Annotated in this window: 23 protein-coding genes; 6 read left to right on the forward strand and 17 right to left on the reverse strand. The window is 71.8% G+C overall.

The window, feature by feature from the left end:
* Positions 1-80: 80 nt before the first annotated feature.
* The 3 genes from CW362_RS00520 to CW362_RS00530 form a co-directional block, all read right to left on the reverse strand.
* Positions 81-878, reverse strand: a complete 798-nt coding sequence (locus CW362_RS00520) for a hypothetical protein (RefSeq protein WP_103547225.1) — start codon at positions 876-878, stop codon at positions 81-83.
* A 109-nt stretch (positions 879-987) separates the two neighbouring features.
* Complete coding sequence (locus CW362_RS00525; protein WP_103547226.1) at positions 988-2,163, reverse strand: hypothetical protein; 1,176 nt, start codon at positions 2,161-2,163, stop codon at positions 988-990.
* Positions 2,164-2,625: 462 nt separating this feature from the next.
* Positions 2,626-3,369 (reverse strand): class I SAM-dependent methyltransferase, encoded by a 744-nt coding sequence (locus CW362_RS00530; protein ID WP_103547363.1) that lies wholly within the window; start codon positions 3,367-3,369, stop codon positions 2,626-2,628.
* 425 nt (positions 3,370-3,794) lie between these two features.
* On the opposite strand from CW362_RS00530, the gene CW362_RS00535 reads away from it, so the two are divergent.
* Positions 3,795-4,325: a hypothetical protein gene (locus CW362_RS00535; RefSeq protein ID WP_103547227.1), complete on the forward strand. Its 531-nt coding sequence runs from the start codon at positions 3,795-3,797 to the stop codon at positions 4,323-4,325.
* Between the two features lie 8 nt (positions 4,326-4,333).
* Here the strand turns inward: CW362_RS00535 and CW362_RS00540 are convergent, their stop codons facing one another.
* From CW362_RS00540 to CW362_RS00595, 12 genes are all read right to left on the reverse strand, one after another.
* Complete coding sequence (locus tag CW362_RS00540; protein ID WP_103547228.1) at positions 4,334-5,338, reverse strand: patatin-like phospholipase family protein; 1,005 nt, start codon at positions 5,336-5,338, stop codon at positions 4,334-4,336.
* A 358-nt stretch (positions 5,339-5,696) separates the two neighbouring features.
* Positions 5,697-6,299 carry a TetR/AcrR family transcriptional regulator gene (locus tag CW362_RS00545; protein ID WP_162683915.1) on the reverse strand — a complete coding sequence of 201 codons (603 nt, stop codon included), beginning with the start codon at positions 6,297-6,299 and terminating at the stop codon, positions 5,697-5,699.
* A 140-nt stretch (positions 6,300-6,439) separates the two neighbouring features.
* The gene (locus CW362_RS00550; RefSeq protein ID WP_240657584.1) at positions 6,440-8,338 is read right to left on the reverse strand and encodes an FHA domain-containing protein; all 1,899 of its coding nucleotides are present in this window, start codon (positions 8,336-8,338) and stop codon (positions 6,440-6,442) included.
* Positions 8,339-8,817: 479 nt separating this feature from the next.
* Positions 8,818-9,048 carry a DUF397 domain-containing protein gene (locus CW362_RS00555; protein ID WP_103547230.1) on the reverse strand — a complete coding sequence of 77 codons (231 nt, stop codon included), beginning with the start codon at positions 9,046-9,048 and terminating at the stop codon, positions 8,818-8,820.
* A 99-nt stretch (positions 9,049-9,147) separates the two neighbouring features.
* Positions 9,148-10,149 carry an ACP S-malonyltransferase gene (locus tag CW362_RS00560; protein WP_162683916.1) on the reverse strand — a complete coding sequence of 334 codons (1,002 nt, stop codon included), beginning with the start codon at positions 10,147-10,149 and terminating at the stop codon, positions 9,148-9,150.
* Between the two features lie 113 nt (positions 10,150-10,262).
* A complete protein-coding gene (locus tag CW362_RS00565) occupies positions 10,263-10,985 on the reverse strand; it encodes an alpha/beta hydrolase (protein ID WP_103547232.1) in 723 nt (240 codons plus the stop codon).
* Complete coding sequence (locus tag CW362_RS00570; protein WP_103547233.1) at positions 10,982-12,295, reverse strand: beta-ketoacyl-[acyl-carrier-protein] synthase family protein; 1,314 nt, start codon at positions 12,293-12,295, stop codon at positions 10,982-10,984. Before CW362_RS00570 ends, CW362_RS00565 begins: the two co-directional genes overlap by 4 nt.
* A complete protein-coding gene (locus CW362_RS00575; RefSeq protein ID WP_103547234.1) occupies positions 12,292-13,584 on the reverse strand; it encodes a beta-ketoacyl synthase N-terminal-like domain-containing protein in 1,293 nt (430 codons plus the stop codon). The genes CW362_RS00570 and CW362_RS00575 overlap by 4 nt, the downstream gene beginning before the upstream one ends.
* Entirely contained in the window at positions 13,574-14,380 is an 807-nt protein-coding gene (locus CW362_RS00580) for an SDR family NAD(P)-dependent oxidoreductase (protein ID WP_103547235.1), read from the reverse strand. The genes CW362_RS00575 and CW362_RS00580 overlap by 11 nt, the downstream gene beginning before the upstream one ends.
* Positions 14,380-14,853 (reverse strand): MaoC family dehydratase, encoded by a 474-nt coding sequence (locus CW362_RS00585; RefSeq protein ID WP_103547236.1) that lies wholly within the window; start codon positions 14,851-14,853, stop codon positions 14,380-14,382. The genes CW362_RS00580 and CW362_RS00585 overlap by 1 nt, the downstream gene beginning before the upstream one ends.
* 25 nt (positions 14,854-14,878) lie before the next feature.
* Positions 14,879-15,646, reverse strand: a complete 768-nt coding sequence (locus CW362_RS00590) for an SDR family NAD(P)-dependent oxidoreductase (RefSeq protein ID WP_103547237.1) — start codon at positions 15,644-15,646, stop codon at positions 14,879-14,881.
* The gene (locus tag CW362_RS00595) at positions 15,639-15,908 is read right to left on the reverse strand and encodes a phosphopantetheine-binding protein (protein ID WP_162683917.1); all 270 of its coding nucleotides are present in this window, start codon (positions 15,906-15,908) and stop codon (positions 15,639-15,641) included. The genes CW362_RS00590 and CW362_RS00595 overlap by 8 nt, the downstream gene beginning before the upstream one ends.
* A 444-nt stretch (positions 15,909-16,352) precedes the next feature.
* Between CW362_RS00595 and CW362_RS00600 the strand changes: the two genes are divergently transcribed.
* The gene (locus tag CW362_RS00600; protein ID WP_276313627.1) at positions 16,353-16,964 is read left to right on the forward strand and encodes a helix-turn-helix domain-containing protein; all 612 of its coding nucleotides are present in this window, start codon (positions 16,353-16,355) and stop codon (positions 16,962-16,964) included.
* Positions 16,965-17,163: 199 nt separating this feature from the next.
* On the opposite strand, the gene CW362_RS00605 is transcribed toward CW362_RS00600, so the two are convergent.
* Positions 17,164-18,480 (reverse strand): alpha-amylase family glycosyl hydrolase, encoded by a 1,317-nt coding sequence (locus CW362_RS00605; RefSeq protein WP_103547240.1) that lies wholly within the window; start codon positions 18,478-18,480, stop codon positions 17,164-17,166.
* An 11-nt stretch (positions 18,481-18,491) separates the two neighbouring features.
* Positions 18,492-18,995, reverse strand: a complete 504-nt coding sequence (locus tag CW362_RS00610) for a MarR family winged helix-turn-helix transcriptional regulator (RefSeq protein ID WP_103547241.1) — start codon at positions 18,993-18,995, stop codon at positions 18,492-18,494.
* 177 nt (positions 18,996-19,172) lie between these two features.
* Between CW362_RS00610 and CW362_RS00615 the strand changes: the two genes are divergently transcribed.
* From CW362_RS00615 to CW362_RS00630, 4 genes are all read left to right on the forward strand, one after another.
* Positions 19,173-20,729, forward strand: a complete 1,557-nt coding sequence (locus CW362_RS00615; RefSeq protein WP_103547242.1) for an FUSC family protein — start codon at positions 19,173-19,175, stop codon at positions 20,727-20,729.
* Positions 20,730-20,801: 72 nt separating this feature from the next.
* The gene (locus CW362_RS00620) at positions 20,802-21,371 is read left to right on the forward strand and encodes a hypothetical protein (RefSeq protein WP_103547243.1); all 570 of its coding nucleotides are present in this window, start codon (positions 20,802-20,804) and stop codon (positions 21,369-21,371) included.
* A gap of 28 nt (positions 21,372-21,399) precedes the next feature.
* A complete protein-coding gene (locus CW362_RS00625) occupies positions 21,400-22,068 on the forward strand; it encodes an alpha/beta fold hydrolase (protein WP_240657586.1) in 669 nt (222 codons plus the stop codon).
* A 298-nt stretch (positions 22,069-22,366) separates the two neighbouring features.
* Positions 22,367-23,086 (forward strand): hypothetical protein, encoded by a 720-nt coding sequence (locus CW362_RS00630; protein WP_103547245.1) that lies wholly within the window; start codon positions 22,367-22,369, stop codon positions 23,084-23,086.
* The last annotated feature ends 14 nt before the right edge of the window (positions 23,087-23,100 follow it).

Below are 23,100 nucleotides of genomic sequence, written 5' to 3' on the forward strand. Positions count from 1 at the left end.
TCAAACGGTCGCACCGCACCGGAACGAGTCCGTCCGCTCCGTCGTGCGGGCCCGCGTCCCGGTGCGGCGGGAACCGCCCCTCAGAATGTCAGCACAGGCCTGACGGAGAAGTCCTCACACATGTCCTCGCCCTCGGGGCCGTACACGAACTCGGCCGTGGAGGGGTTCCGGTTGGCGGTGGCCAGGGGCAGCCACGCCAGCAGGGTGCCGTAGCCGCCGCACACCGACTCTCCCCCGTCGCCGCCGTGGACAGCGGTGACGTCGCTCGTCAGTTCCGTGCGGTACGTGTCGTAGGCGATACGCAGGCCGAAGGCGTTCAGCTGGTTGTGCGGCCCTGTGCGGTCCCCGTACGGAACGCGGTCCAGCGGGCACTCGTCGCCCCACCGGAACAGGGTGCGGGCGCCCGCTCCGCAGGCGTGTTCCCACTCGTCGGAGGTGGGCATGCGCAGTCCACGCGCCGCGAGCTCCGCCGGCGTGTCGGCCGGAAACTCGATCAGCTTCTCGTCCTCCACGGCCATGAGCACGGTGGCCAGCGTGACGCTTCTCCGGGGGCTGAGGATCTGTGCGAGGTAGGTCCGCAGATCGGCGCCGAGGCCGAACCCGGCCTCGAGGCTCCGCGCGTAGTCGGCGGACTGCTCGGCCGTCGGCCGCCACGAGTCGACGTCGAATCCGAGCTCGACCGTGCCGCCCGGTACGAGAGCGAATTCCTGGGCGTTCCGCTCGATACGGACGCGGTGGAACGAAGACCCGAGGTGATCGGCACTCTCGACCGCGGTCACCCGGCCACCCACCAGGTCGGCCGCTTCCTGGGCGACTCCACGCGCGGTCCGCAGGTCGAACGAGCGCCAGTGGTCGAGAGTGAGATCAGCGAGAGACATGCACCGGAGTGTGCCACGGGGGTCCGACATCGCCCGGAGCGAGGCGGAAGCGGCCGCCGGTGTACGGCGGTGAGCGCTCACAGCGGCACGGCGAACGCGGAGCGGGCCCCTACTCCTCGATGCGGGCGTCGCCGGCCACGGGCGCGCCGGAACCGGCCGTCGGCTCCGACGCCTCGCCCGTGTCACGGCCTCCCGCCAGCCGCAGGGTCACCAGGGCCGTCAGCCCCGCGGTGACACCGAAGGTGAGGGCGGCCGGGACACCCGCGCCGAGATGGGTGATCAGGTCCACCGGCCCCCGGACGGGGAACGGGTCGTCGAACGCCAGGTGCACCGTCCGACCGGCCAACAGGGCGAGGACGGTCGCGCAGACCCCGCCCATGGCCATGGCCGGCGCCGTGGTCCGGGTGAGCAGTCCGGGCAGCAGCCGCAGCACCCACCAGACCACGACCAGCACGAGCGCGTCGGCGGCCCGGTACAGCAGCCAGTCGCCGATCGGGGTGGCCTCCGGACTCGTCCAGCCGCCGAGCAGCAGCCAGGCGCGCAGCAGTTCGCCGGGCTCGGACAGCCGCCCTCCGCCGTCGAAGGAGGTCTGGATCCAGGCGGCCGCCGACTGGTACGACAGGACCACCAGCGACAGCGCGATCACCGCGGTTCCCGCGCTCGCGACCAGGCGGGCGGCGCGGGGTGCCACGGTCCGGCGGGGCGACGGCTCCGCCCCCTCGGCGGTGACCCGCGCCACGAGCACGGTGGCCAGGGCGGCCAGCAGGCCCGCGGGCACGGTGGCCGACCCGCTCGACACGCTCACCGAGGCCAGTCGCGGCAGCACCCGGAACCCGGGGTGACCGTAGGACGCGATCTCCCACGGCGCCGAGACGGTGACGGCCAGCACTCCGGCCATCGGGGTCCAGGCCCACAGCCCGAGCACCGTGGCCGGGGTGCGGCCCCGCGTCGGAGGGATCCTGCGGATCAGGAGCAGGGCGCCGGCCAGGAAGAACGCGAAGACCGCCACGAATCTGATCTGCATCGCGGTGGTGTACCGGTCGGCGAAGACACCTCCGCCGACGGCCGCGCCCCCGTCCTCGGGTGCGTCGGCGAGGAGAGCCGCTGAACGGTCGTACGTCCAGGGCCGCAGCCACATCCGGAGCCGACTCACGGTCCCGGCGCCGAACACATGGGGAACGCCTCGTGGTTGAAGTGCCTGAGCGCTTTCCGCGGCCCCCCACAGCAACAACGTGACCAGCAGGCTTCCGACCAGTGCCGGTATCACCGCGCGCCGATATGTCACGTGTGTTCCCTCGCCTTGCGCCTATGCGTGCTTCAACAAGCCATAGAGTAAAGGGAGTTGATTGTTCAACGGCGATCGTCACCGAGCGGGGCGGGTGAGCGGCGAGGACGCGGACGGACAAAAAAAGACCCTGTCCCGGAGAAACACGGGACAGGGTCTTCGCAGAGCGCCGGGCAGGCCTTGCACCTGCATTTCCCCGCAGGAAGCGGGGCGTCTTTCCTTGGACCACCAACGCAGCACCGCCCGGAGTGTTTTCCTCCGACCAGCTCAAGATCGATCATAGCCCATGCCCCGTCGGCCTGGCCACGCCGGCCGACGGGGGCTCACAAGCATCGCCGGCGTACACGCTGACCTGACGGCTTCCGGGCGAGGGCAGGGGCCGCGACGAGGCACGGGCCGTCGCCGAGCAGCGCGGCCCAGGGGTGTGCCGAAGCGGGCCGAGTGGGCGCAGGCCCAGACGGGTCAGACGTCCGCCACCAGGAGCCGGTAGCCGACGTCGATGGTGTCGAGCGCGAGCAGATCGGACTGACGGCGGTGCCAGTGGCCCGTCGCGAGGTCGTCGGTGAGCGCCGCGAGGCCGGGCGCGAGGGCGTCTTCTCCCGTCTGGGCGAACATGGAGATACCGGCGCGCACCTGGGGGTCGAGGTAGGCGTGGGGTCTGCGCCAGTACGCCGCACCGAACCCGTCCGTGCAGTCGTGCGGGACGTGAACGGGCTCCTGCTCCGCCCCGCCGAGCAGAGCGGCGAGCCGGTCGATCGGGACGGCCCGGCTGTCGTCGAACGCCGCGGCCTGCGGGAGGTATTCGCGCACGAGCCAGAACCTCTCGCGGAAGATCTCCTGGTCCCAGGTCAGGATGACGATACGGCGGCGCGCGACCCTGCGGAGTTCGGCGATGCCGGCAGCGAGGTCGGTCCAGTGGTGGACGGTCAGCAGTGCCATGACGGCGTCGGCGGCGTCGTCGCGCAGCGGAAGGTGTTCGGCGACCGCACACACGGCGGGCGCGGAGCCGCGCGGGCGCTGGTCGATCATGATCTGGCTGGGCTCGACGGCGAGGACCGTCTGCCGGGGCTCGTAGGAACCGGTGCCCGCTCCTACGTTGATCACTGTCGCGGCGTCCCCGAGGGCGGCGTGCACCTGCGCGGCTATCCGCGGATCCGGCTGCCGGGTCCGGCCGTACGTCGCGCCGAGCGTGTCATAGATGGCCATGCTTCCCAGTATCACGAAGGAGCCGCTCTCCGCGGACCCGCTCCGCGCGCCGGACCACGGCGGAAGCGGGGCGGAACGTTCACCGGGGCGCGGCCGGTTGCGGGGCACGAAGTCCTCCGCGTCGACTTCGGCATCGCCGTTCAGCACGGATGACCGGATGAGAGAAGGCCCTGTCCCGTTCAGTACGGGACAGGGCCTTCATGGAGCGCCGGGCAGGCCTTGCACCTGCATTTCCCCGCAGGAAGCGGGGCGTCTTTCCTTGGACCACCAACGCAGCACCGATCAGGGTTTCCCCTCCGACCAGCTCAAGATCAATAGTACCAGACGATCACACCGGTCGCGGCGTCGAAAACCCTGCCGGGTACCTTGTGGAGTTCCGGTCCCGAGCAGACGGGCCGTGATACCGGGACGGCCCGGGAGGTCCCATGAACGAGTCGTACTCACCCGTCCCCGAACTGAACCTGCTCAAGGAGTTCCAGGACCGGCTCGGTCCCGTCTTCTACTCGGAGGGCTTCGAGCTCGTCGAGTACGACGGGGACGCCGGCCTCCACACCTGGTCGGAGGATCCCGCATTCCTCAGCCGGTTCGTCCCCTTCGCGAAGGCCAACAGCACCGGCTCCGACTACGCCCTGTGGCGGTGCGACGACCGTACCGAACTCGCCACCCTGCCCGTCGTCTTCGTCGGCGACGAAGGAGACCTCTGTGTGATCGCGCGCGATCTCAAAGAGCTGTTCCGGCTGCTCGCCATCGACAGCGAGCCCGTCCCGGAGGGTTTCCCCGCCCCCGGCGGCGTCGAGGAACACAGCGAAGGCCACGCCGAGTTCGTTGCCTGGCTGGACGAGACGTTCGGGCTTGGGCCGGCAGAGGATCCGGAGGCGCTCCGAGAGGCGCGCAAGGAGTACGACGACCGGTTCAGGGCATGGGCGCGTCACTTCACCGAATGGGTCGACGACTGACGGACGCCTCAGTCGGTTGCCGCCGGGCGTTCGCGGGCGCCGTACAGGTGACCGTAAGCGTCGTGCACCGCGGTGCGTCCGGCTTCCAGCGCGGTTTCGAGGAGGTCTCCCTCCCGCGCCAGACGACCGACGGTCGGCGAGTCCGGGGCGGGGCGGATCGAGACGATCGCCGCGTGGTCGGCCAGGCGGGCGTCGTCCTCGGCCAGGCGCGTCTCGCGGTCGAGGAACACCTGGCGCAGGGCCGCGGGTTCACGCCGCAGCACCGTCCTCGCGATGAGCGGGGCGGAGCGCGACGGCCGCGCGACGTCGATCGCGCGCCGCGACCGCAGCACCATGACGTGGGTCGCGCCCTGAGCCAGCGCGGTTCGGTAGGGCACCGATTCGGAGACTCCCGCGTCGTAGAACCGGCGCCCGCGCAGCGTCACCGGTTCCCCCGCCAGGAGCGGCAGGGAGGCGCTCGCCCGCAGCGCGAGGCGCAGCTCCGCGGCATCGCTCACGAAGGGCCGCAGGTCGGTGGACTCCCCGGTCTCGGCGTCGGTCGCCAGGGGGTGGTACTCGATGTCGCAGGCGAGGATCGAGGCGAAGTCCATCGGCGCGCAGTCCTGGTCGCCGTAGCGGTAGAGGACCTCGTAGAAGGCGTGCAGGTCCACGAGCGGCCTGCCGCGCAGCGGGTTCGAGCGCCGGATCAGCGTCCTGGCGTACTTGGGAACCGCCCAGAAGCGCAGCGACTGCGGGCTCGTGCTCAGCAGCCACGCGCCGGAGGCCGCGCCGGCGGAGGCGCCGTAGACGGCGTCGAAGCTGTCGGTCAGCCCGAGTTCATGGAGGGCGAGGGCCATCCCGCCGGCGATGATGCCGCGCATCCCGCCGCCTTCGATGGCCAGGGCGACGCGGTGTCCGTCGGCTCGCGCGCCGGGGCGGCTGCCGGTTCGCGCGCGCTCGGTGAGCACGCGCCAGACCGGGTGCGGCTCCTCGGGCCCGGGTGCGGCGGCGGGGTTCGTGGCGGTCGTCGTCATCGTGGTCAGGGCTCCAGGGGACTGCTCGGGGTGCTCTGTGCGCGCAGAACTCGGGGACGGCCGGGTACGGGCCCACCCGCGATCCGGGATCGCGGCCCGGCTTCCGCCGGGCGGCCGACCGCCGGTCGGCCGTGTGGACGGTCCGGACCGCGTGCCGCGGGCTGCGACAGCACCACCCGCCCAAGAAATCACTTTACCAGTCAACAGCCGCTCACTAGCCGATGGCTAGCGAATCGTGCGCCTCCCGTCGGAGCGGGAGACCGGACGGGCACGGCGAGCGCCCCGCCCGTGGCCTCGGCGGGACCGCCGTCAGCCTTGACAGGGTCGCCGTCCATCACCGAACGTGACGGGCGAGGCATCACGCCTCGACGGACCCCGTGGTCCCCGGCGCGGCCAGAAGCCCGCGGACGGTCAGCAGCAGGGTGGCCCGCAGGTCGTCGTCCGAGAGGTCGGACAGCTCGCCGAGGCCCTCCAGCATCCACACGCACATCACGTAGGCCATGCGTTCCGCCGGTGTGGGCGAGCTGCCGAACAGCACCCGCAGAATGCGTCGCCTGCGCCGGTCGTTCTCGGCGTAGACGCTGGCGGCCCGGATCTCGGGATCGTGCAGGAGCATGGCTCCGAGTTCGCGGTGCCGCACCAGGAAATCGACCCAGCCGACCGCGTACGCGTCCAGCCTCTCCTGGCGCGACGGCATGCCCGCCAACTCGTCCAGCAGCACCGTCATTTCCTCGACGGTCGGATCGAGCGACGCCTGGAGGATCTGCGCCTTGGTCCGGAAGTGGTAGTAGACCGCGGCCTTGGTGAGGCCCATCTCGTCGGCGATCGCCTGCAACGAGGTCGCCTGGTAGCCACGGCCGGCGAAGAGCCGCTGGGCCGTCTCGACGATCTGCCGTCTCGTCGCCGCGGCCTGGGCTGATCGGCTGACGACCGGGACGCCCGGCTCTCGCTCGCTGGGCACGCTCGCTCGCTCCCGCTCGGGTCTTGCCTTGATCGGCTGCTGGTGACAAGGGACTGGACGCCACTTTACCCGCGCGGTCCGTCGGCCGGCGAACGGCGGGCCGACCGCCCGGTACCCGCTCGGGCGGGCCCGGGTACGCCTCAGACCTGGGCCACCGGCTCGAGCGCCTCGACGGCCGCCGCCGCGGCAGCGGAGTCCCTGCCGTAGAAGATGTCGATGTCGACCTCCTCGCCACCCATGGTCAGGGTGTCCCAGGCACCGCTGAGCACCAGCATGCGGAGCGTGCTGCTCTCCAGGGTCCCGAGCCGTTCGAGGATCGCCTCGTCGTCCGGCAGACCGGTCATGCGCTTCTCCAGCCGGGAGCGGATCCCGCGCAGCCGCTCCAACAGCGTCGCGGTGTCGGCCTCGCGGTCCGGCTCCTCGGCGATCCCGTCGATGCCGTGCGCGATGATGTCCTTGATGGCCCAGGTGTCGCCCTTGTCGTCGGTGGTCACCATCGCCTTCCAGGCACGGCTCTTGTGGCGGTACTGGAGCATCGACATGGCGGCCTCGTGACGCAGGAAGTCGGCGTCCCGGAAGGGCTTGCCGTTCCACGCCCCGTTGAGGGACCGCGCGAGCGAGATCGCCGACGCCAGACCGCTGTTGAGTCCCCGGCCCGGCCAGAAGTGGATGGCGTTGGCCGCGTCGCCCAGCAGGAATCCGTACGTGCCCGTGGAGTTCGCCGTGGGTGGCAGCAACTCGGCGGTGAAGCGCGGGCGTTGCACCATGTCGAGGCGGAACGAGGTGACCGCGCTCAGTTCCCCCGGCTCGACGCCGAACAGGCGCAGCCCTTCGCCCACCCGCTTCCACAGGGCCGAGCCCCTGATGAGGGCGGGCAGGAACAGGGTGCTGTGCGTGGAGCACCGGAAGTCACCGTGCTCGTCGCGTCCCATCAGACAGGGACGGGAGGCGATGCACTCCTCGAAGACGCGACGGACCGGGTCGATGCCGACGACCTCCGCGGCCTCCGCCTCCGTGAGGCGCATGTTGAGGAAGCCCTCGCCGCGCAGGGAGTTCAGCAGGAAGCGGTTCTGCCCGACGGTCAGCAGGACGGCCATGGGGTCGGCCAGACCCGATTTCACGCGCAGCCCGAGGACCACGTCCTGCAGATGGCGGCCGTTCAGCGAGTAGATCGACTCGTCCGCCTTGCCGAACTTGGCGGCGAAGTGCTCGCGCGTGTGCGACCGTCCGCCGTCGCAGATGGCGAGGACGTGCTGGCCGGCGAGCCCGTCCTGCTGCTCCTCGACGCCGAACCGGGCGGGAACGAGCCGGATCCGGCCCCGCTTCTCGTTCGCCACCTCCAGGAGCCGGTCCTCGATGTAGGCGATGCGCATGTTGCGCGGATGGTGATCGCCGATGGAGTCGGGGCCCGAGGGCCACATCTCGGTGTAGCTGTCCGGGTCGAAGAGCCGGGCCTGCACCTCCTCGGGCAGGCTGAGGTACTGGCGGCTCTGTATGGTCACCACCTGCTGGCGCCGCACATTGCCCTGGCTCTCGTCCTTCCAGACGATCTTGCGACCCTGCTTCCGCCAACGGCCGTCGTAGACGGTGATGTTCACCTGGGCGCCGAGGAAATGCTCCAGCAGCAGGGCGAGCGACAGGCCGACGGGGCCTCCGCCCGCGACGGTGACCCGCAGCACCGGCCCCCGTTCGATCTCGTCGTCGTCCAGGGTCAGGGACCGCGGCAGGGAGAGCGCCATGATCGTCTCCATGGCGTCCGCGACCTCGAAGCGGAACTCCTGGTCACCGATGGTGATGTCGTCCCCGGGCTTCAGGAGCCGGGAGTCGATCTCCTCGCCGTTCACCAGCGTGCCGTTGCTGCTGCCGCAGTCGCGCAGCACATACCCCTGGGTGTCGTCCAGGACGATCTCCGCGTGGAAGCGGGAGACGCTCAGACTGGAGACCACGACGGTGTTCTCGGGGTTGCGCCCGAACGTGACCCGGGTGCCGATCACCGGTATCCGCTCTCCGGCCAGCAGTCCTTCGCGTCCAACAAGCACCGGCGCCACTGGATTTCCTCCCCAGGTTGACAACATTGCTGCTGTCGCGGCGCCACTGGTGCACCCTTTTGCGCGGGCATGGCCGGTCAGGGGGCGACAAGTAGGGCGGGGCGACACTCGCTCGACGTACGGGAACGGTGGACGGTTCGGTCTGACAACGGCGCAGAGTCGCTTGATCGGTACGGATGGTCCATCATGCCCGATTCCACAGCCTTTCGGGAGGGGCTGTCCGGCGTCGGTGAGTCGGACGGCGCCAGGACCGGCGCGGCCGCTCCGCGCCTCGCGCCCCGCGCTCCACGGCTTCCGGGCGACGCCCACGCACGGAGGGATCCGCTCGCCCCGGCGCGCCGACGTCTTCCCCCGGTGTCCCGTCCGGAGGCGAAATCGGTGTCGCGAACGGGGAGTTCGAGTCCGCCGAGGAACCCGGCGAGTTCACCGCGCGATCGGGTCGGGGCGGGTACCGGCCCGGAAGGCGGACATCAGGCGATGAGGAAGTCCGCTCGTCCCTTCTTGACACCGCCGATGAACTCGGCGACGACGGACGAGGCGCAGATGAGAGCGGGGCCGTCCGGGTCCGTCGCCTGTCTGACCGCCACGACGCCGCCGCCGAGTTCCTTGATCTCGACGCAACCGTCGTCGCCGCCGGAGCCCCAGGGCCTGCTCCACCCCTGGGCTCCCAGCTCTTCGGCGGCGTTCACGGCATGGTTCATCGTTCTGTCTCCTCGCGGACGTCCACCGCGGAGCAGTCTGCCACGGCTTTCCCCCTCGCGGGCGGGCTTGGTGATCCTCACGGCGCGCACCGGTCCCGGTCACCGCCACCACTCGGCGGCGAGAGCCTCCACCTGCGCCGGGGTGGCGACGGAACGGACCGGGATCTCTCCGGGCAGGGCCCTGCGGGCGAGATCGGCCAGTGTGGAGCCGGGGCCCGCCTCGACGATGCGGAGGCGGCCGCGCGCCATGGCCGTGAGGGTGCGCATGGAGCCGGCCCAGTGCACGGGCATGACGAGCTGACGGAGCATCATCGCCCGCCACCGCTCCTGGTCGTGGAGGTGGGCGCGGGCGTCGACGTTCGCGATCACCGGGCAGCGCGCGGGGTGGAGCGGAGTGCGGTCGACGGCTTCGGCCAGGCGTGGGGCGGCCGGAGCCATCAAGGGGGTGTGGAACGCGCCGCCGACCGGGATGCGCAGCGCGCGTGCTCCGGCGCGCTCGGCCTCGTCGGCCAGCGCCGCGACGGCTTCGACGGTGCCGGAGATCACGACCTGTTCGGCGCCGTTGATGTTGGCGACCCACACCTGGGCCCGGCGCACGGCACGCATCCGGGCGGCGAGTCCCCGTGCCTTGGGCACGATGCCGGTGCCGATGAGCACCGCCATGGTGCCGGGTGTGAGCCGGTCGGCCTCTTCCATGGCGGCCCCGCGCTCGGTGACGAGCCGGACACCGTCCTCCGGGTCGAGCACCCCGGCGGCGGCCAGGGCGGCGTACTCGCCGAGGCTGTGCCCGGCGCACACCGTGGGCCGCAGTTCGCCCATCACCGTGCGCAGCGCGTCGAGCACCACCATCTCCATTGTGAAGGTGGCCAGTTGAGCGGCGTCGGTGCGGGCCAGCCGCTCGGCTCCGGCATCCAGCAGCAGATGGCCGAGATCCCGTCCGGAGATCTCGGAGAGACGTGTGACGACCTTCCAGTGCGGGGTGTCGCGCCAGGGCTCGCCCATGCCGGGGCGCTGGGCCCCCTGGCCGGGGAAGAGCAGGCCGACACCGAACGGCACGGCCTCGGGGCGGTGGGCCGCCTCCGGCGACGGCTCCTGTGACATCGGCGTGGACACCTTCTCGGTTCCTTCCCGGTGCGGATGCCCCGGGCCTCCGGAACCGGGAGGGGCGTGCCGGTTCCGGAGGCCCGGGCGGTGCGGGGCGCGTCGGGCCCCGGTCAGCGGGTCCGTGCCGCCGGTCCCGCTCCGGGGACCCGCGGCACGTGGACGTCCAGGACGTCGCTCAGGTAGGCGGGCAGGGAAGCCCGTACTCCGGCGAACGGCTCGTGTCCGCCGGGATAGCGCTGCCACGTCACCGGGTGTCCCCAGCCGGTGAGCAGATCTCTCAGTCCGGCGCCGCTGCGTTCGGGGACGACCCAGTCCCGTGCCCCGTGGCCGATCCACACCGGCAGACCGCTGTTGGCCGGCGACGGCCCGCCCGCCGGGAGCAGCGCGGGCAGGTCGGGGGGCATGAAGGGCGCGTAGAGCGCCACGCCCGCCAACTGCCGGGCGTAGGTGAGGGCCGTGGTCAGGGCGACCGTGGCGCCCTGGGAGAAGCCCGCCAGCACGATCCGTCCCGCGCCGATCCGGTCGGCCTCCGCGTCCAGCAGTGCCGAGAGCGGCCGGTGCACCGCCAGCAGGCCCTCGACGTCGATCCGGTCGATCGCGAGGAGGTTCTGCGGGAACCAGCACGGCACCGCCAGACCGCTCAGCAGGCTCGGAGCCGCGACGGGGGCGCGCGGGAACACCCCGCGCACTCCCGCCTCGGCGAGCCGGAACCGCTGGGTCACGGCCATCAGGTCGCCCGGCGCCTGGCCGATGCCGTGCAGCCACACGACGGTGCCGCGGTGCGGCCGGGTCGGGTCGGCCGTCTCGTACTGCAACCGGTCCATCGTGCTCATGCCGGCTGGGGTGCCGGCCGTGGCGCGGCCGGGCGGCGGAAGAGCATCGAGGCGTACTGGCCGCCGAAGCCGAAGGAGTTCTTCAGCACGGTCCCGACCGGTCGCCGGACCGGGGTGAGGGAGGTGCGCACGGCGCAGGCCGGGTCGGGCTCGGTGGTGGTCGTGACGGGCGGGATGACCCCCCTGCACAGCGTGAGGGCCGCCACCGCCGTCTCCACGACGCCGGAGGCCGCGGAGCCGTGCCCGGTCAGCGACTTGACGGCGCTGACGTCGAGGTCGGCCGTCCGTTCGCCGAAGACCTGGTGCAGTGCGCGGGCCTCGGTGACGTCGTTGAGGCGGGTCGAAGTGCCGTGGGCGTTGACGGTGTCGACGTCGTCCGGGTGCGCGCCGGCCTGTTCGAGGGCGGTCCGCATGACCCGTTCGATCATGTCCACGCTGGGAGCGGTCATGTGACGGGTGTCCACCGCGAGCCCCCAGCCGCCGATGACGGCGTACGACTGCGTCATCCCGCGTCGGGCGGCGTGCTCCGCCGTCTCCAGGACGAGCGCGCCCGCCGACTCGTTGATGACCATGCCGGTGCGCCGCCTGTCGAACGGCATGGACGCCCGGGCCGGGTCGCCCTTCCAGCGCGAGAGCGCCATGAGCTGGCCGTACTGGGAGAGCACGTACGGGGTGTTGCGCGAGACGGACGCCGACACCACCGCGTACCGGGCGCGTCCCGAGCGCAGCAGCCGGGCGGCTTCCGCGATGGCGCGCAGTCCTCCGGAGCAGGTGGCCTCCAGCCGTACGGGGATGACGGCCGTCCCGAGGCGGTCGGCGATCTCGGTCGGATAGGCCGACAGGTCCCGTGTCTCGGGCGGGAGATGCCTGCCCCGCAGGTGTTCGAGGACGGCCGAGGGCTCGTTGCCGATCCTGTCGTAGCGTTCGGCGAGGTCTTCCATGTGCGTGACGTAGTCCTGCGGGAACGAGCCGGTGGGGCCCGGCCACACACGCGCGTAGACCAGGGCGGCCGGCCCGTCCTCGGCGGGCAGTTCGCCCAGGCCCGCGTCGGCGAGTGCCTGGTCCACCGAGGCGAGCATGAGGGAGTCGCCCCAGGACCTGTCGGGTGCGCCGTGCTCGGCGGCGACCTTCGCCTTGACGTCCTCCGGGATCAGCCCGGCCGTCCAGCCGCAGGGCAGTCCGGTGGTGTCCATCCGTTCCTCCAGGACGATCCCGGAGCGGCCCTCGAGGTTGGCCGACCAGAACGTCTCGACGTCCCCGCCGATGGGGGTGATCACCCCCATGCCGGTGATGACGATGTCGTCGCTCATGTCCGTGCCTTCCCGTCGTCGGCCGGGGCGCCGTGCGTCGATGTGATGACGAGGGCTCCCGCCGCCGTCGAGTGCCGTCCCTGGTTGAACGCCGTGACCAGCGCGGCCGGCGTCGGCCCCAGGGGGCGGGTCTCCCCCATGACCGGATCCAGGCCGCCGAGTCCGGGGTCGGGGCGGCGCAGCAGGCCCACGGGAGGAAGTCCCGTCCGTCCGAGGCTCTCGACGACCAGCGCGGTGTCGATGAGCGCCGAGCACTCGAAGGCGTTGCCGATGGTGCCCTTCGAGCCGGTGACGGGCAGGCCGCCCGCGCGGGACAGCACCGCCCGCGCCTCCACGCGGTCGAGGCGGGCCGAGCCCGCGCCGTGCGCCCACCAGGCGGTGGGGGTGGTGCCGGCGTCGGCGAGTACGGTGTCGACGACGAGTCCGGCCGAGGCCGTGACGTCGGCGGCGACCAGCACCTCGCAGCCGACGAGCCGGGCCCGGGCCGTGCCGCGCGCGGTGTCGGCACGCTCCAGCAGGACGGCGGCGGCCCCCTGACCCAGCAGGGTCCCCGACCTGTCGGCGTCGAAGGGTCCGGCGCCGGCGGTGGCACGTGTGCCGAGGGGTTCGTCCTGGTCGAAGGCGGCCATCGCGGTGGTCGTCAGCGGCGGTGCGACCCCCACGACGAGCACCCGGTCGAGTTCTCCGCTCTCCAGCAGCCGTACGGCCAGGGCGAGCGCGCCCGTGCCGCCGGCCGCCGCCTCGCCGTAGGCCGCGACGTTGGAACCCCTGAATCCGCTGGCCATGGAGGCGAACTGGCCCAGTTGGGAGGGGATTCCACGGATGTAGGAGTAGTCGGGAACCTCGTCGTGGAGGAACTTGGCGAGGGGCCGCCGGTCGCCCCGGAAGCGGGAGGCCAGCTGCGGTATGACGTCGCTCAGCTCGTCGCTGCTGCTGCCCACGGCCATCACGGTCCCGCCGCGTACGTCCTCCGTGTCACCGGTGATCCCGGCCTGCTCGAGGGCCTGGCGCGCCACGGCGACGGCCCAGCGGGCCGACTGGTTGGCGTACTTGCCGGCGTTGGCCCAGTCACGGCCGGCGGGCCAGGTGATCTCCGTGGTGTCGACGGAGGCCGAAGGCCACGGCAGTGCCGGGGCGGGCCCGTCGTGGCCGCCGGTGTCGAAGAACGTCTTGCCCGCCGCCATGGCTTCCCACAGCCGGGCCGCGCCGGTACCGGCCGGGGAGATCACACCGGTGCCGGTGACCACGATGCCGGGACGGTCCCGCCGTCCGGCGCGTTCACTCGGCACGCCGGCCTCCGCCGCCGATGCCGCCCCACAGCCGGTATCCGCCGTCCACGGTGATGGTCTGTCCGGCGATCCAGGACGCCTCCTCCAGACAGAGCAGGGCGACCACGTCGGCGCTGTTCTCCGGCGTCGTCATGCGGTCGCCGGGCCACGGGGAGACGGACAGCTCCTTGGTGACACCGTGGGCGAAGTCGGGGCGGACCTTGAAGACCCCGGTCTGCACGAGTCCGGGACGTACGCAGTTGGCGACGATGCCGTAGGGCGCCAGCTCGTAGGAGAGGTAGTCGGTCAGCGCCTCGAGTCCCGCCTTGGCGGCCGCGAAGAGTCCGGCGCGCGGGATGATGCGCGTGGTCGTGGAGTTGGTGATGGTGATGAAGCGGGCTCCCTCGCGCTCACGCATCAGCGGGAGCGCGTGCTTGGCGAGCAGCCAGGTGGCCCGGGAGTTGGTGTCCTGCACGAACTGCCAGTCGCCGAGGGAGGCTTCCGCGAGCCTGGCGAACTTGGTGGCGGCCGCGTTCTGGACGAGGATGTGGAGGTCCTGGTGGATCTCGCCGATCTCGGCGATCAGGTTCTCGATCTCCGCGGGCTCGCTCAGGTCGGCGCGGTGCAGGGTCACTTCCGTGCCCTGCTCCCCGAGTTCCTCGGCGAGTTCCTTGGCCGGGCCCTCCCGGTCGACGTAGTTGACGGCCAGGGTCGCTCCCCAGGCCGCGAGTTTGCGGGAGATGCCCGCGCCAATGCCGCGCGAGCCGCCGGTCACCAGAGCCACTCGCCCCTTGAGGGGCCGGTACTGACCGTCCATCACTGAACCCTTCCTGTCGCTGCGTTCCGCTGCGCGGCGTGCCGCAGCAGTACGACGCTCATGCGTCCGATGGCGTACGTCCGGTCGTTCTCGTCGAACACCCGGCGTGTGGTCTCGACCAGGCCGATCCGGTCGTCGATCTCCTCCGCCCGGTCGGTGGCGGTGGTGAACCAGAACGGGGTGTCGGGGTACAGCGGCCTGACGAAGTCCCAGCCCAGCCGCCGCATGCCGACGACGGCGGCCGGGGAGCCGTGCTGGACCACCCAGCCCGAGGTGATGGAGTGGATGAAGCCTCCGGGCACGATGCGCCGCCGGCGGTCCGTGCCCCGGGCGAAGTCGTCGCTGTCGTGCACGGGGTGCTTCTCCCCCATCAGATCGAGGAGTTGGTCGAGCAGCGCGCTGCCGAACACCACGGGCCCGAACCGGCGCACCGGTGCGTGCGCCAGGTCCTCCCAGTACTTCACGGCCCCCACGGCTGTTCCTCCGTTCGCCCCTGGTTCACCGGGATCGCCGGCCCGGGCTGCGCATGATCATGCGACCGCCGTCCACCGTGAACGTCTGGCCCTGGATGTAGTCCGCCTCGTCGCGGGTGAGGAAGGCGACGAGTCCGCTGATGTCCTCGGGCAGACCCCAGCGGGTGCCGTCGCCGTCCGAGCCGAGCCGGTCGGCGACGGCCGCGGTCATCTCTGTGCGGATCTTGCCGGGTGCCACGCAGTTGACCCGGATGCCCTTGTGTCCGACCTCCACGGCCAGGGCGCGGGTGAGGGCTTCCAGGCCGCCCTTGGACGCCGCGTAGGCGCTCTGCCCCGGCCCCGGGGTCCGTGCCGAGTTGGAGGAGATGTTGATGACGCGGCCCCAGCCCTGGTCCAGCATCGTCGGCAGAACCGCCCTGCTGGTGAGGAAGGGGCCGGTGAGATTGGTCCGCAGGACGTTCTCCCAGCGGTCGGTCCGGGTGACCGCGAGGAGCTGGTCGTCGATCACCGCGGCGTTGTTGACCAGGACGTGCAGCGCGCCTTCTTGCGCGGTCACCCGCTCGACCAGCCTCTCGACCTCGGTCTCGTCGCCGATGTCCGCCCGGTGCAGGACCGCGCGTCCGCCGGCGGCCTCGATCTCCTTGACCACGCCGCGTCCGGCCTCCACGGCGCTGCGGCAGACGAGGTGCACGGCGAGTCCGTCGGCGGCGAGACGGTACGAGACCGCGGCGCCGATCCCCCGTGAACCACCCGTGACGAGAGCGACGCGGCCGACCGCGGCCGGCTCAGGCACGACTGCCGGCGGCCACGACGGCCACGATCGAGGCGACGCTGCGGTGGTGCTCGTCGGCTTCGGCGTTCCACTGGTCGAGGTCGAACTCGACGCCGAAGTGCCGGTTGATGCGGCGGGCGAGCTGCAACAGGTCCAGCGAGTCGAGACCCAGGTCCTCGACCACGGAGTGTCCGGGCTCGACGGCCTGGTCGGCCACGCCCGGCTTGACCTCCTTGAGCAGCTCGATGATTTCGGCCAGGGCGGTGTTGGACACGGTGGTCATTGCGTTCCTCCGCAGAGTCGACAGGATCAGGCCCGGTCGGCTCCTCCGGCCGGGTAAATCCATGTCAGCAGAGCGGCGAATGAGCCAGCAAGGCCGTTATGCAACAAGGCCCAGGACACCCACTGGGCGACTTGGGCGGAGCTCACGCAAAACCCCATGTGGACGCACGGATCTCACCACTCCACTTCTCGGACAAAATGAACCAAACATCCATCGAAAGAAAAGGGATCCCCATGCAGGGTAAAGTAGGGTAAAGCCGTCTTGACTCTTCGTCGAAGCCATCCATAGCGTCGATCTATGTGAGCCCAAGTAAAGACCAAAACGGGCCCTCCTGGCGGTGCGCAATACTCGGGCCCCGGCATCGACCGAATCAGTGGGCGTCGTCGATCGACATGCCATCGGACGCGTCGCGCATCCGGAAGTCTCGACATCCAGGGGGCAGTGGTGGGGCGGAGCCGAACATCGATACCGAAATCCGCGCAGTGCTACGAATTGGCTCAATGGCTGCGCTCGCTGCGCCAGCGGTCCGGGCTCACCTACCGGCAGATGGCGGAACTGACCGAGGGACTGCGCATCGCGGATCCCGCCTGCTCCGCCGTCACCCTGTCCCGGGCCGACCGCGGCACCTTCCTGCCCCGGCGCCATGTCGTGGAAGCGTATGCGCAGGTCTGCGGCGCCACCCGACGCGAGGCCCGACTGCGCTGGGAGCAGGCGGCGCGGCAGTCCGGCCACACCCCCGACGGTCGCGAGGTCGCGTCCGCGCCACGCGCCGAACGCAAACTGGAGCTCGTCTACCACCCGGCCCACCTCCTCGAAGCGATGCACCAGGCGCGGCTCGCCGCCGGGCAGCCGTCCCTTCGCGAAATGGAGAAGAAGGCCCGCGACCTGGGCGCCGGACCATTGCCGCGCAGTACGGTCGCCGACATTCTGGCCGGTTCTCGCATGCCGTCCGAGGAACTACTCGTCGCCTATGTCCGGGCATGCGGACAACACGGTCGCCGGATTGCGCTCTGGCGCAACGCATGGGCTCGCGCATTCAGCGCTTATGCCGTGTGACGGAAGCGTCCTGGATCGACCCGTGAGAGCATTTCGACCATGCGGAAATGGTGGGTCCACCAACACGGCGGAAGCGTTTTCCGACAGGATTTATTTCGCATGTCAACAATTTCCGTGCACCCCGGCGTCATAGCCGGTGCACCGCCCGAGGATTCCCACCTTGGGCGGTGTCCAAAAATCAGCGCACGTCGGACTGGGATCAATGAAGACTTTCCGGTGTCGTGGCGATGAACCAGCCCGTCGGGGAAAGCGAGACGACACCCGTGGCGGAATCGACGGAGGAGTCGCCCGCGACCGGCGTCCACGCGGCCGCCGGAATGCCCGCGGTGACCGGGGCGGGGCCGAAGTTGAGCGCGACCGCGACGGTGGAGCCGGAGCCGGGCGCGGCCAGGGTGTAGCTGAGGGCGGTGCCGCCGAGCGTGTGGATCCGGGTCCGGGCACGTACCAGCCAGGGGTGGCGGCGACGCGCGCCCACCAGGGTCTGGTGCAGCCGCTGCACGGGCAGCCCTTCGGCACCGAGACCGGACGGGGAGCGGGGGAACGCGGGACGGACGGCGTCGTCCCCGCCGACGCGGTCCTCCTTGACGCCCTCCCGGGCACGCTCGTCCCCCGCGTAGATCGACGGTGTCCCCCCGACGGTGAACAGCACGGCGAGCGCGTGTGCCAGGTGACGGGGCTCCTCCAGCCGGCTGGCGAGACGGGTGACGTCGTGGTTGCCGACGAACGTCTGCGGTGCGAAGGTGTCGATCATGGCGTTGTGCCGTTCGAGCGCCCAGGCCAGCTCGTGCGGATTGCGGTCGTTGAGCGAGCTCCAGATCGCCTTCCACAGCTCGTACTGCGTCACGGTGTCCAGCCCGCCCTCGGCCACGTACGCCGCGTAGTCCCCGTGGATCACCTCACCGCTGAACCACACGCCGGGGTGACGTGCCCTGACCCGGTCCGTGACGGTCCGCCAGAAGGGCCGGGGAACCGCGTAGGCCGCGTCCAGCCGCCAGCCGTCGACACCCCGGTCGAGCCAGTGTCCGAGGACCTCGACGACATGGTCGGCGACCGCAGGCGACGCGTGGTTCAGGGCGACGAGATGACGGTGCCCCTCGAAGGTCCGGAAGTCGCCGCCCTCGGGGACGAACCAGTCCGCGTACGGGGAGGCGGTGCCGTGCCGCGCCACGTCGGCGAAGGGCGCGAAGGACCTGCCCACGTGGTTGAAGACCCCGTCGAGCAGCACCCGGACCCCGCGCGACGCGGCACGGTCGACCAGGTCGGCCAGGTCGGCCTCGGTGCCCAGGCGGGGATCGACGCGGAAGTGGTCGGTCGTGTCGTAGCCGTGGGTCTCGGCGGCGAAGACCGGGCCCAGGGCGAGGCCGTTGCAGCCGAGCCCGACCAGGTGGTCCAGCCAGTCGGCCAGGGCCGGCAGTCTGTGCCGCGCGGGCGCGCCGGCGGGCAGCGCGTCCGGCTCCGCCCCGAGGAAACTCAAGGGGTGGACGTGCCACCAGATGGCGTGGTCGGGCCAGGACACGGGAGCCTCCGTCAATGGGGTCGGGTCGTGGAACCGGGCACGGTGACCGGGGAGTCGGCGAGGCCGTTCATCAGGCGGGCGGCGAGCAGGAGGACCTGGCGCTCCGTCTCGGTGAGGCCGACGAGGGCGACGTCGAGCCAGGCGTCGCGCTGCGCCATGTCGCGGGCGAGGGCCGCGCGGCCCGCCTCGGTCAGCTGCACCACGCGCTGGCGTCCGTCCTGGGCATCGCGCGTCCGGCTGATCAGGCCTTCCTGTTCGAGGTCGGCGAAGACCCGGGTCAGGGACTGCGGCTGCTGGTGATCGGCGGCGGCCAGCGCGCCGGCCGACATCGGGCCGTTGCGGCGCAGGTGGCCGAGGACGCTGCTCTTGTTGAGGCTGAGCCCGTCCGCGGGGCGCTCCGCGCTCAGCCTGCGCGCGAGCCGGATGACGCCCTGACGGATCTCGGCGGAGGCCCGGCCGTCCCGCCGCTCGGACCCGGATCGTTCCGCGTCCTCGTGTTCTGTTCGTTCTCCCATCACATTGCTAAGGTATCACTTACGATACCCGCCGGAGGGTGAGTCTCCATATGGCTTACCAGTGGCCTGTTCCAGCGGTTTCCTTGGCGGTGATTCTACGTGTTGCGTAGTTTTCTCAGATCGGCGCATCGCGCGCTGCGCTTCGATCCGCGAGGGACGCACCTGCGTACGACGGCCGTGTCCACGGCCACGGTGCTGGGTACGTACGGCCTGGCGCTGCTCGTGGAGCACGAGGCGGGGCTGCGGGTGGACAGCGTGGTGCAGGCGGTGGTGATCGCCTCGGCTCTCGGCCGTGTGCAACGCCTCTTCGACCGGACCGACCGGCTGCTGGCCTGTGCCGTGCTGCCGTGCGCGGCGGCGGCCGGCACCGAGCTGAGCACCTTGGTCCAGCGGCACCCCGACGCGGGGGACGCGGCGTTCGTCGTGGGGGTCGCGGGGGCGATCTGGGTGCGCCGGTTCGGCGCCCGTGCCACGCGGGCGGGCACGCTCGTCGTCCTGCCCCTGATAGCGGTCCTGGTGGTACCGGCCGGGGTGGTGCCGGTCGGGGGGCACGGACACACCGCCTGGGCGGCGGTGACGGCGCTGGCGGCGGTCGTCTGGGGAACCGTGGTGACGTGGACGGCCCAGCGCACCGGTCTCGTACCGCGGCCGCCTTCCGCGAAGGTGACCGCGGCGCCCCGCGCCCCGCGGCGCCGGCCGGCCGCGAGCACCCGGATGGCCCTGCAGACGGCGGCGGCGCTCACCTCCGCGTTCGTGATCGGCCGGAATCTGTGGCCGGACCACTGGGCGTGGGTGGTCCTCACGGCGTTCCTGGTGTGCAGCGGTGCGCGCAGCCGCGGCGACGTCCTGGTCAAAGGGACCTGGCGCACGCTCGGCGCCGCGGCCGGCACGGTGGTGGCGACCGCCGTCTCCGGGGAGTTCGGACCGCGGTCGGACACCGCGGTCGTCGTCATCTTCGCCGTGCTCGCCGTGGCCACGTGGCTGCGTGAACTCAGCTACGCGTACTGGGCGGGCTGCGTCACCACCGTGCTCTCGCTGCTCTACGACTGGTTCGGGCAGAGCCCCGGGGATCTGCTGCACACCCGACTGGCCGGGATCGCCGTCGGCGCGGTCCTCGGCGTGGCGGCTTCCTGGCTCGTGCTGCCCGTCCGGACCGAGGCGGTGGTACGGGCCCGTACCGCGGCGGCGCTGTCGGGTCTGGGCGAGTTGATGGAGGCCGACTGGCGCGACGGCCCGGCCGTCCGCACGGCGCGGGCCCGGTTCTCCTACCGTGTCGAGCAGTTGGCGACCGTGACGGCTCCGGTGCGGATCCTGGCCGCCGTGCCCGCTCCCCGGGTCCTGTCCGTCCGGTGGCGTCCGGACCCCTTCACACTGCGGTCCGTGACGGCGCTGCGGTACTGCGCCGACCCCGTGGACGATCTGACCGACGCGGCGGGTTCGGCACCGGAGGCCCTGAGCGCCGACGCCGTGGTGGCGCGACGGCGCGCCCAGGTCGCGGCGCACGCACTGGCCGTACGGCGCGCGATCGGCCGGCGCCCGGTCCCGCCCGCTCCGCCGGGGACGGCCCCGCAGGAGCGGTCCCCGGCACTCGGGGCCGCCGCCCCCACCGACCGGTCCGTCCCGGACGCTCTCGCCGCCCTCGACGCGATCGACACCCAACTCGACGTGCTCAGCGCCATGTTCGCTCCACCGCCGACCCTCGCCCCCGACGCGACGACGACGGCGGCCGGCTGACGGGAAGGGGCGGGCCGCACTCACCGCCGCACGGAACGGCCGACGCCGTGGAAGCGGACTACCTTGGCCCGCATGGACACGATGCGACCGGGTTACCGCTATGTCGGGCCCGACGACCTCCTGCACCTGGTCCGGGCGGCCGGAGAGGGCGCGCGCATCCGGTCGGCGGTGGATCTCGCCCGATGGGTGTCCGCCCGCGGTGCCGGGGAACGGACCGAGCCCTTCACCTTCGTGGTGGACACCGAGGGGGTGCTGCGGCTGGCGCCGCGACGCAGCGAGCACGTGGTGTGCGCGGGCGGAGAAGCGGTGCTGAGCGCCGGCGAGGCGAGCTTCCGCGAGGAGTGCGGGCGGTGGGTGGTCGACGAGGTCACCAACCAGTCGACCGGATACTGCCCGGAGGTCGACTCGTGGCCGGCCGTCGCACGCGCCCTGGACCACGCCGGCATCGGACACCCCGGCGGCTTCACCCACCCGGTGGTGTTCCGGCGCTGTGTGTCGTGCGGGCAGGTCAATGTCGTGCGCGAGGACCATTTCGTCTGCGTGTTCTGCGACGAAGCCCTGCCGCCCGGCTGGAACATCGACCGGGAAAACCACCGGTCCGGCACCGATGACTTTCGGCGCCCTCCACGGTCTGTCTTGTGAAGGCGAGGCGGAGAAAGCGAGGACGAACGTGTTTGTCCTGATTCCCGGGGCCGGTGGTGCGGCCTGGTACTGGCATCGTGTGGTGGCCGAACTGCGGGCGAGGGGGCACGAGGCGGTCGCGGTCGATCTGCCCGGTGCCGACGCGTCCTCGGGCCTGCCCGAGTACACGGACTCCGTGGTCGCGGCGATCGGTGATCGCGCCGATACGGTGCTGGTCGCGCAGTCGCTGGGCGGATTCACCGCGCCCATGGTCTGCTCCCGTGTTCCGGTCGCACTGCTGGTGCTCGTCAACGCGATGGTTCCGCTGCCGGGCGAGACACCCGGCCAGTGGTGGGGCAACACCGGATCGGAGCCGGCCCGCCTCGCCGCCGCCGAGGCGGGCGGATACGGCACCGACCTCGACCTGGACACCTACTTCCTCCACGACGTCCCGGCCGAGGTCGCCGCCGCCGGGGCGGGCCATGAGCGGCCGGAGGCCGACATCGCCTTCGGTCAGCCCTGTGCCATCGAGCGGTGGCCCGACACGACCACGCGGGTGCTCGCCGCGACCGGGGACCGGCTCTTCCCCGTGGACTTCCAGCGCAGAGTGGCCCGTGACCGCCTCGGCATCGACGCCGAGACCGTTCCCGGCGGGCACCTGGCCGCGCTGTCGCACCCGGTCCCTCTCGTGGACCGGCTCGTCGAGCGGCTGCCGTGAAACGTACGTCAGCCTCCCGCGCCCTGGCGGTACTCGGGCAACTCGCCCGCACCCCCCGCGACCTGGCCGATCGGCGAAACGTATCCCCCGGGCGCGAAACTCGTTGAAGTGGTCAGCGCGCAAACGCCCCCGACGGATGCGCGACGTGAGGGCCCGAATCCCTGCCCGGTCTCGGGCCCTCACCCCCCTCCACCACCCCGCCCGGTCAAGGGCCCGTCCCGCACCGCCGTCCGGACGAGGTGTCCGCCGAAGGAGCGGGGTCAAGTGCCGCCCGGCGGGCATGCCATGATCCGCATTCATGAAGACGTCGAACCCGTCCATGGTCCGGGCCGCTGCCCGCGACAACGCCGAGTGGTGCGCCGTGATGAGCCGGTCGCACGGTGTGGCGGGCGAATTCGGGGAGCAGGCGTGGGCCGCCCCGGCCCGTACTCCGCCGTACTACCCGGACGCGGTGACGCTGGTGGCCGGCGCCGCCCCGGACGCGCTGCTGGCCCGGATCGACACCTCCGTACCCGGCGCCTCCGTCAAGGACAGCTTCAGCGACCTCGACCTGACACGGGCAGGCTTCCAGGTCCTGTTCGAGGCTCAGTGGATCCACCGTCCGGCGAACGGGCCCGCCGACCCCCCGGGCCTCGCCTGGGAGGTGGCGGACGACGCGGACACGTTGCGCGAGTGGGCACTGGCCTGGGACGACGGGAACGGCGACGCGGATCTGTTCCGCCCCGAACTGCTCGACGACCCGGCCACTTCCGTGCTCGCCGGGCGCTCCGGCGACGGTCGGGTGGGCGCCGGGGCGGTGGTGAGCCACGGCGGCCAAGTGGCCGGAATCTCCAACGTCTTCGCACGCGACGGCGGCCCCGACACGGTCTGGCCGGACTTGCCCGGCGTGGTTCACTCGCTGTTCCCCGCCCTGCCCGTGGTCGGCTACGAGCACGGCGACGACCTGGCCGCCGCCCTGCGTCACGGCTTCGAGCCGATCGGCCCGTTGCGGATCTGGATCCACCCCGGGCGGGGCTGAACCGGGCGCGTCCG

This window comes from Streptomyces populi (assembly GCF_002911015.1).
GTDB classification, from domain to species: Bacteria; Actinomycetota; Actinomycetes; order Streptomycetales; family Streptomycetaceae; genus Streptomyces; species Streptomyces populi.

Bases quoted from the DNA above. Each gene is read 5' to 3' on its own strand.
- CW362_RS00630 (WP_103547245.1), top strand. From the start codon at position 22,367: ATGAAGACGTCGAACCCGTCCATGGTCCGGGCCGCTGCCCGCGACAAC.
- CW362_RS00610 (WP_103547241.1), bottom strand. From the start codon at position 18,995: ATGGGAGAACGAACAGAACACGAGGACGCGGAACGATCCGGGTCCGAG.
- CW362_RS00580 (WP_103547235.1), bottom strand. From the start codon at position 14,380: ATGGACGGTCAGTACCGGCCCCTCAAGGGGCGAGTGGCTCTGGTGACC.
- CW362_RS00565 (WP_103547232.1), bottom strand. From the start codon at position 10,985: ATGAGCACGATGGACCGGTTGCAGTACGAGACGGCCGACCCGACCCGG.
- CW362_RS00555 (WP_103547230.1), bottom strand. From the start codon at position 9,048: ATGAACCATGCCGTGAACGCCGCCGAAGAGCTGGGAGCCCAGGGGTGG.
- CW362_RS00595 (WP_162683917.1), bottom strand. From the start codon at position 15,908: ATGACCACCGTGTCCAACACCGCCCTGGCCGAAATCATCGAGCTGCTC.
- CW362_RS00620 (WP_103547243.1), top strand. From the start codon at position 20,802: ATGGACACGATGCGACCGGGTTACCGCTATGTCGGGCCCGACGACCTC.
- CW362_RS00570 (WP_103547233.1), bottom strand. From the start codon at position 12,295: ATGAGCGACGACATCGTCATCACCGGCATGGGGGTGATCACCCCCATC.
- CW362_RS00560 (WP_162683916.1), bottom strand. From the start codon at position 10,149: ATGTCACAGGAGCCGTCGCCGGAGGCGGCCCACCGCCCCGAGGCCGTG.
- CW362_RS00535 (WP_103547227.1), top strand. From the start codon at position 3,795: ATGAACGAGTCGTACTCACCCGTCCCCGAACTGAACCTGCTCAAGGAG.
- CW362_RS00520 (WP_103547225.1), bottom strand. From the start codon at position 878: ATGTCTCTCGCTGATCTCACTCTCGACCACTGGCGCTCGTTCGACCTG.
- CW362_RS00530 (WP_103547363.1), bottom strand. From the start codon at position 3,369: ATGGCCATCTATGACACGCTCGGCGCGACGTACGGCCGGACCCGGCAG.
- CW362_RS00540 (WP_103547228.1), bottom strand. From the start codon at position 5,338: ATGACGACGACCGCCACGAACCCCGCCGCCGCACCCGGGCCCGAGGAG.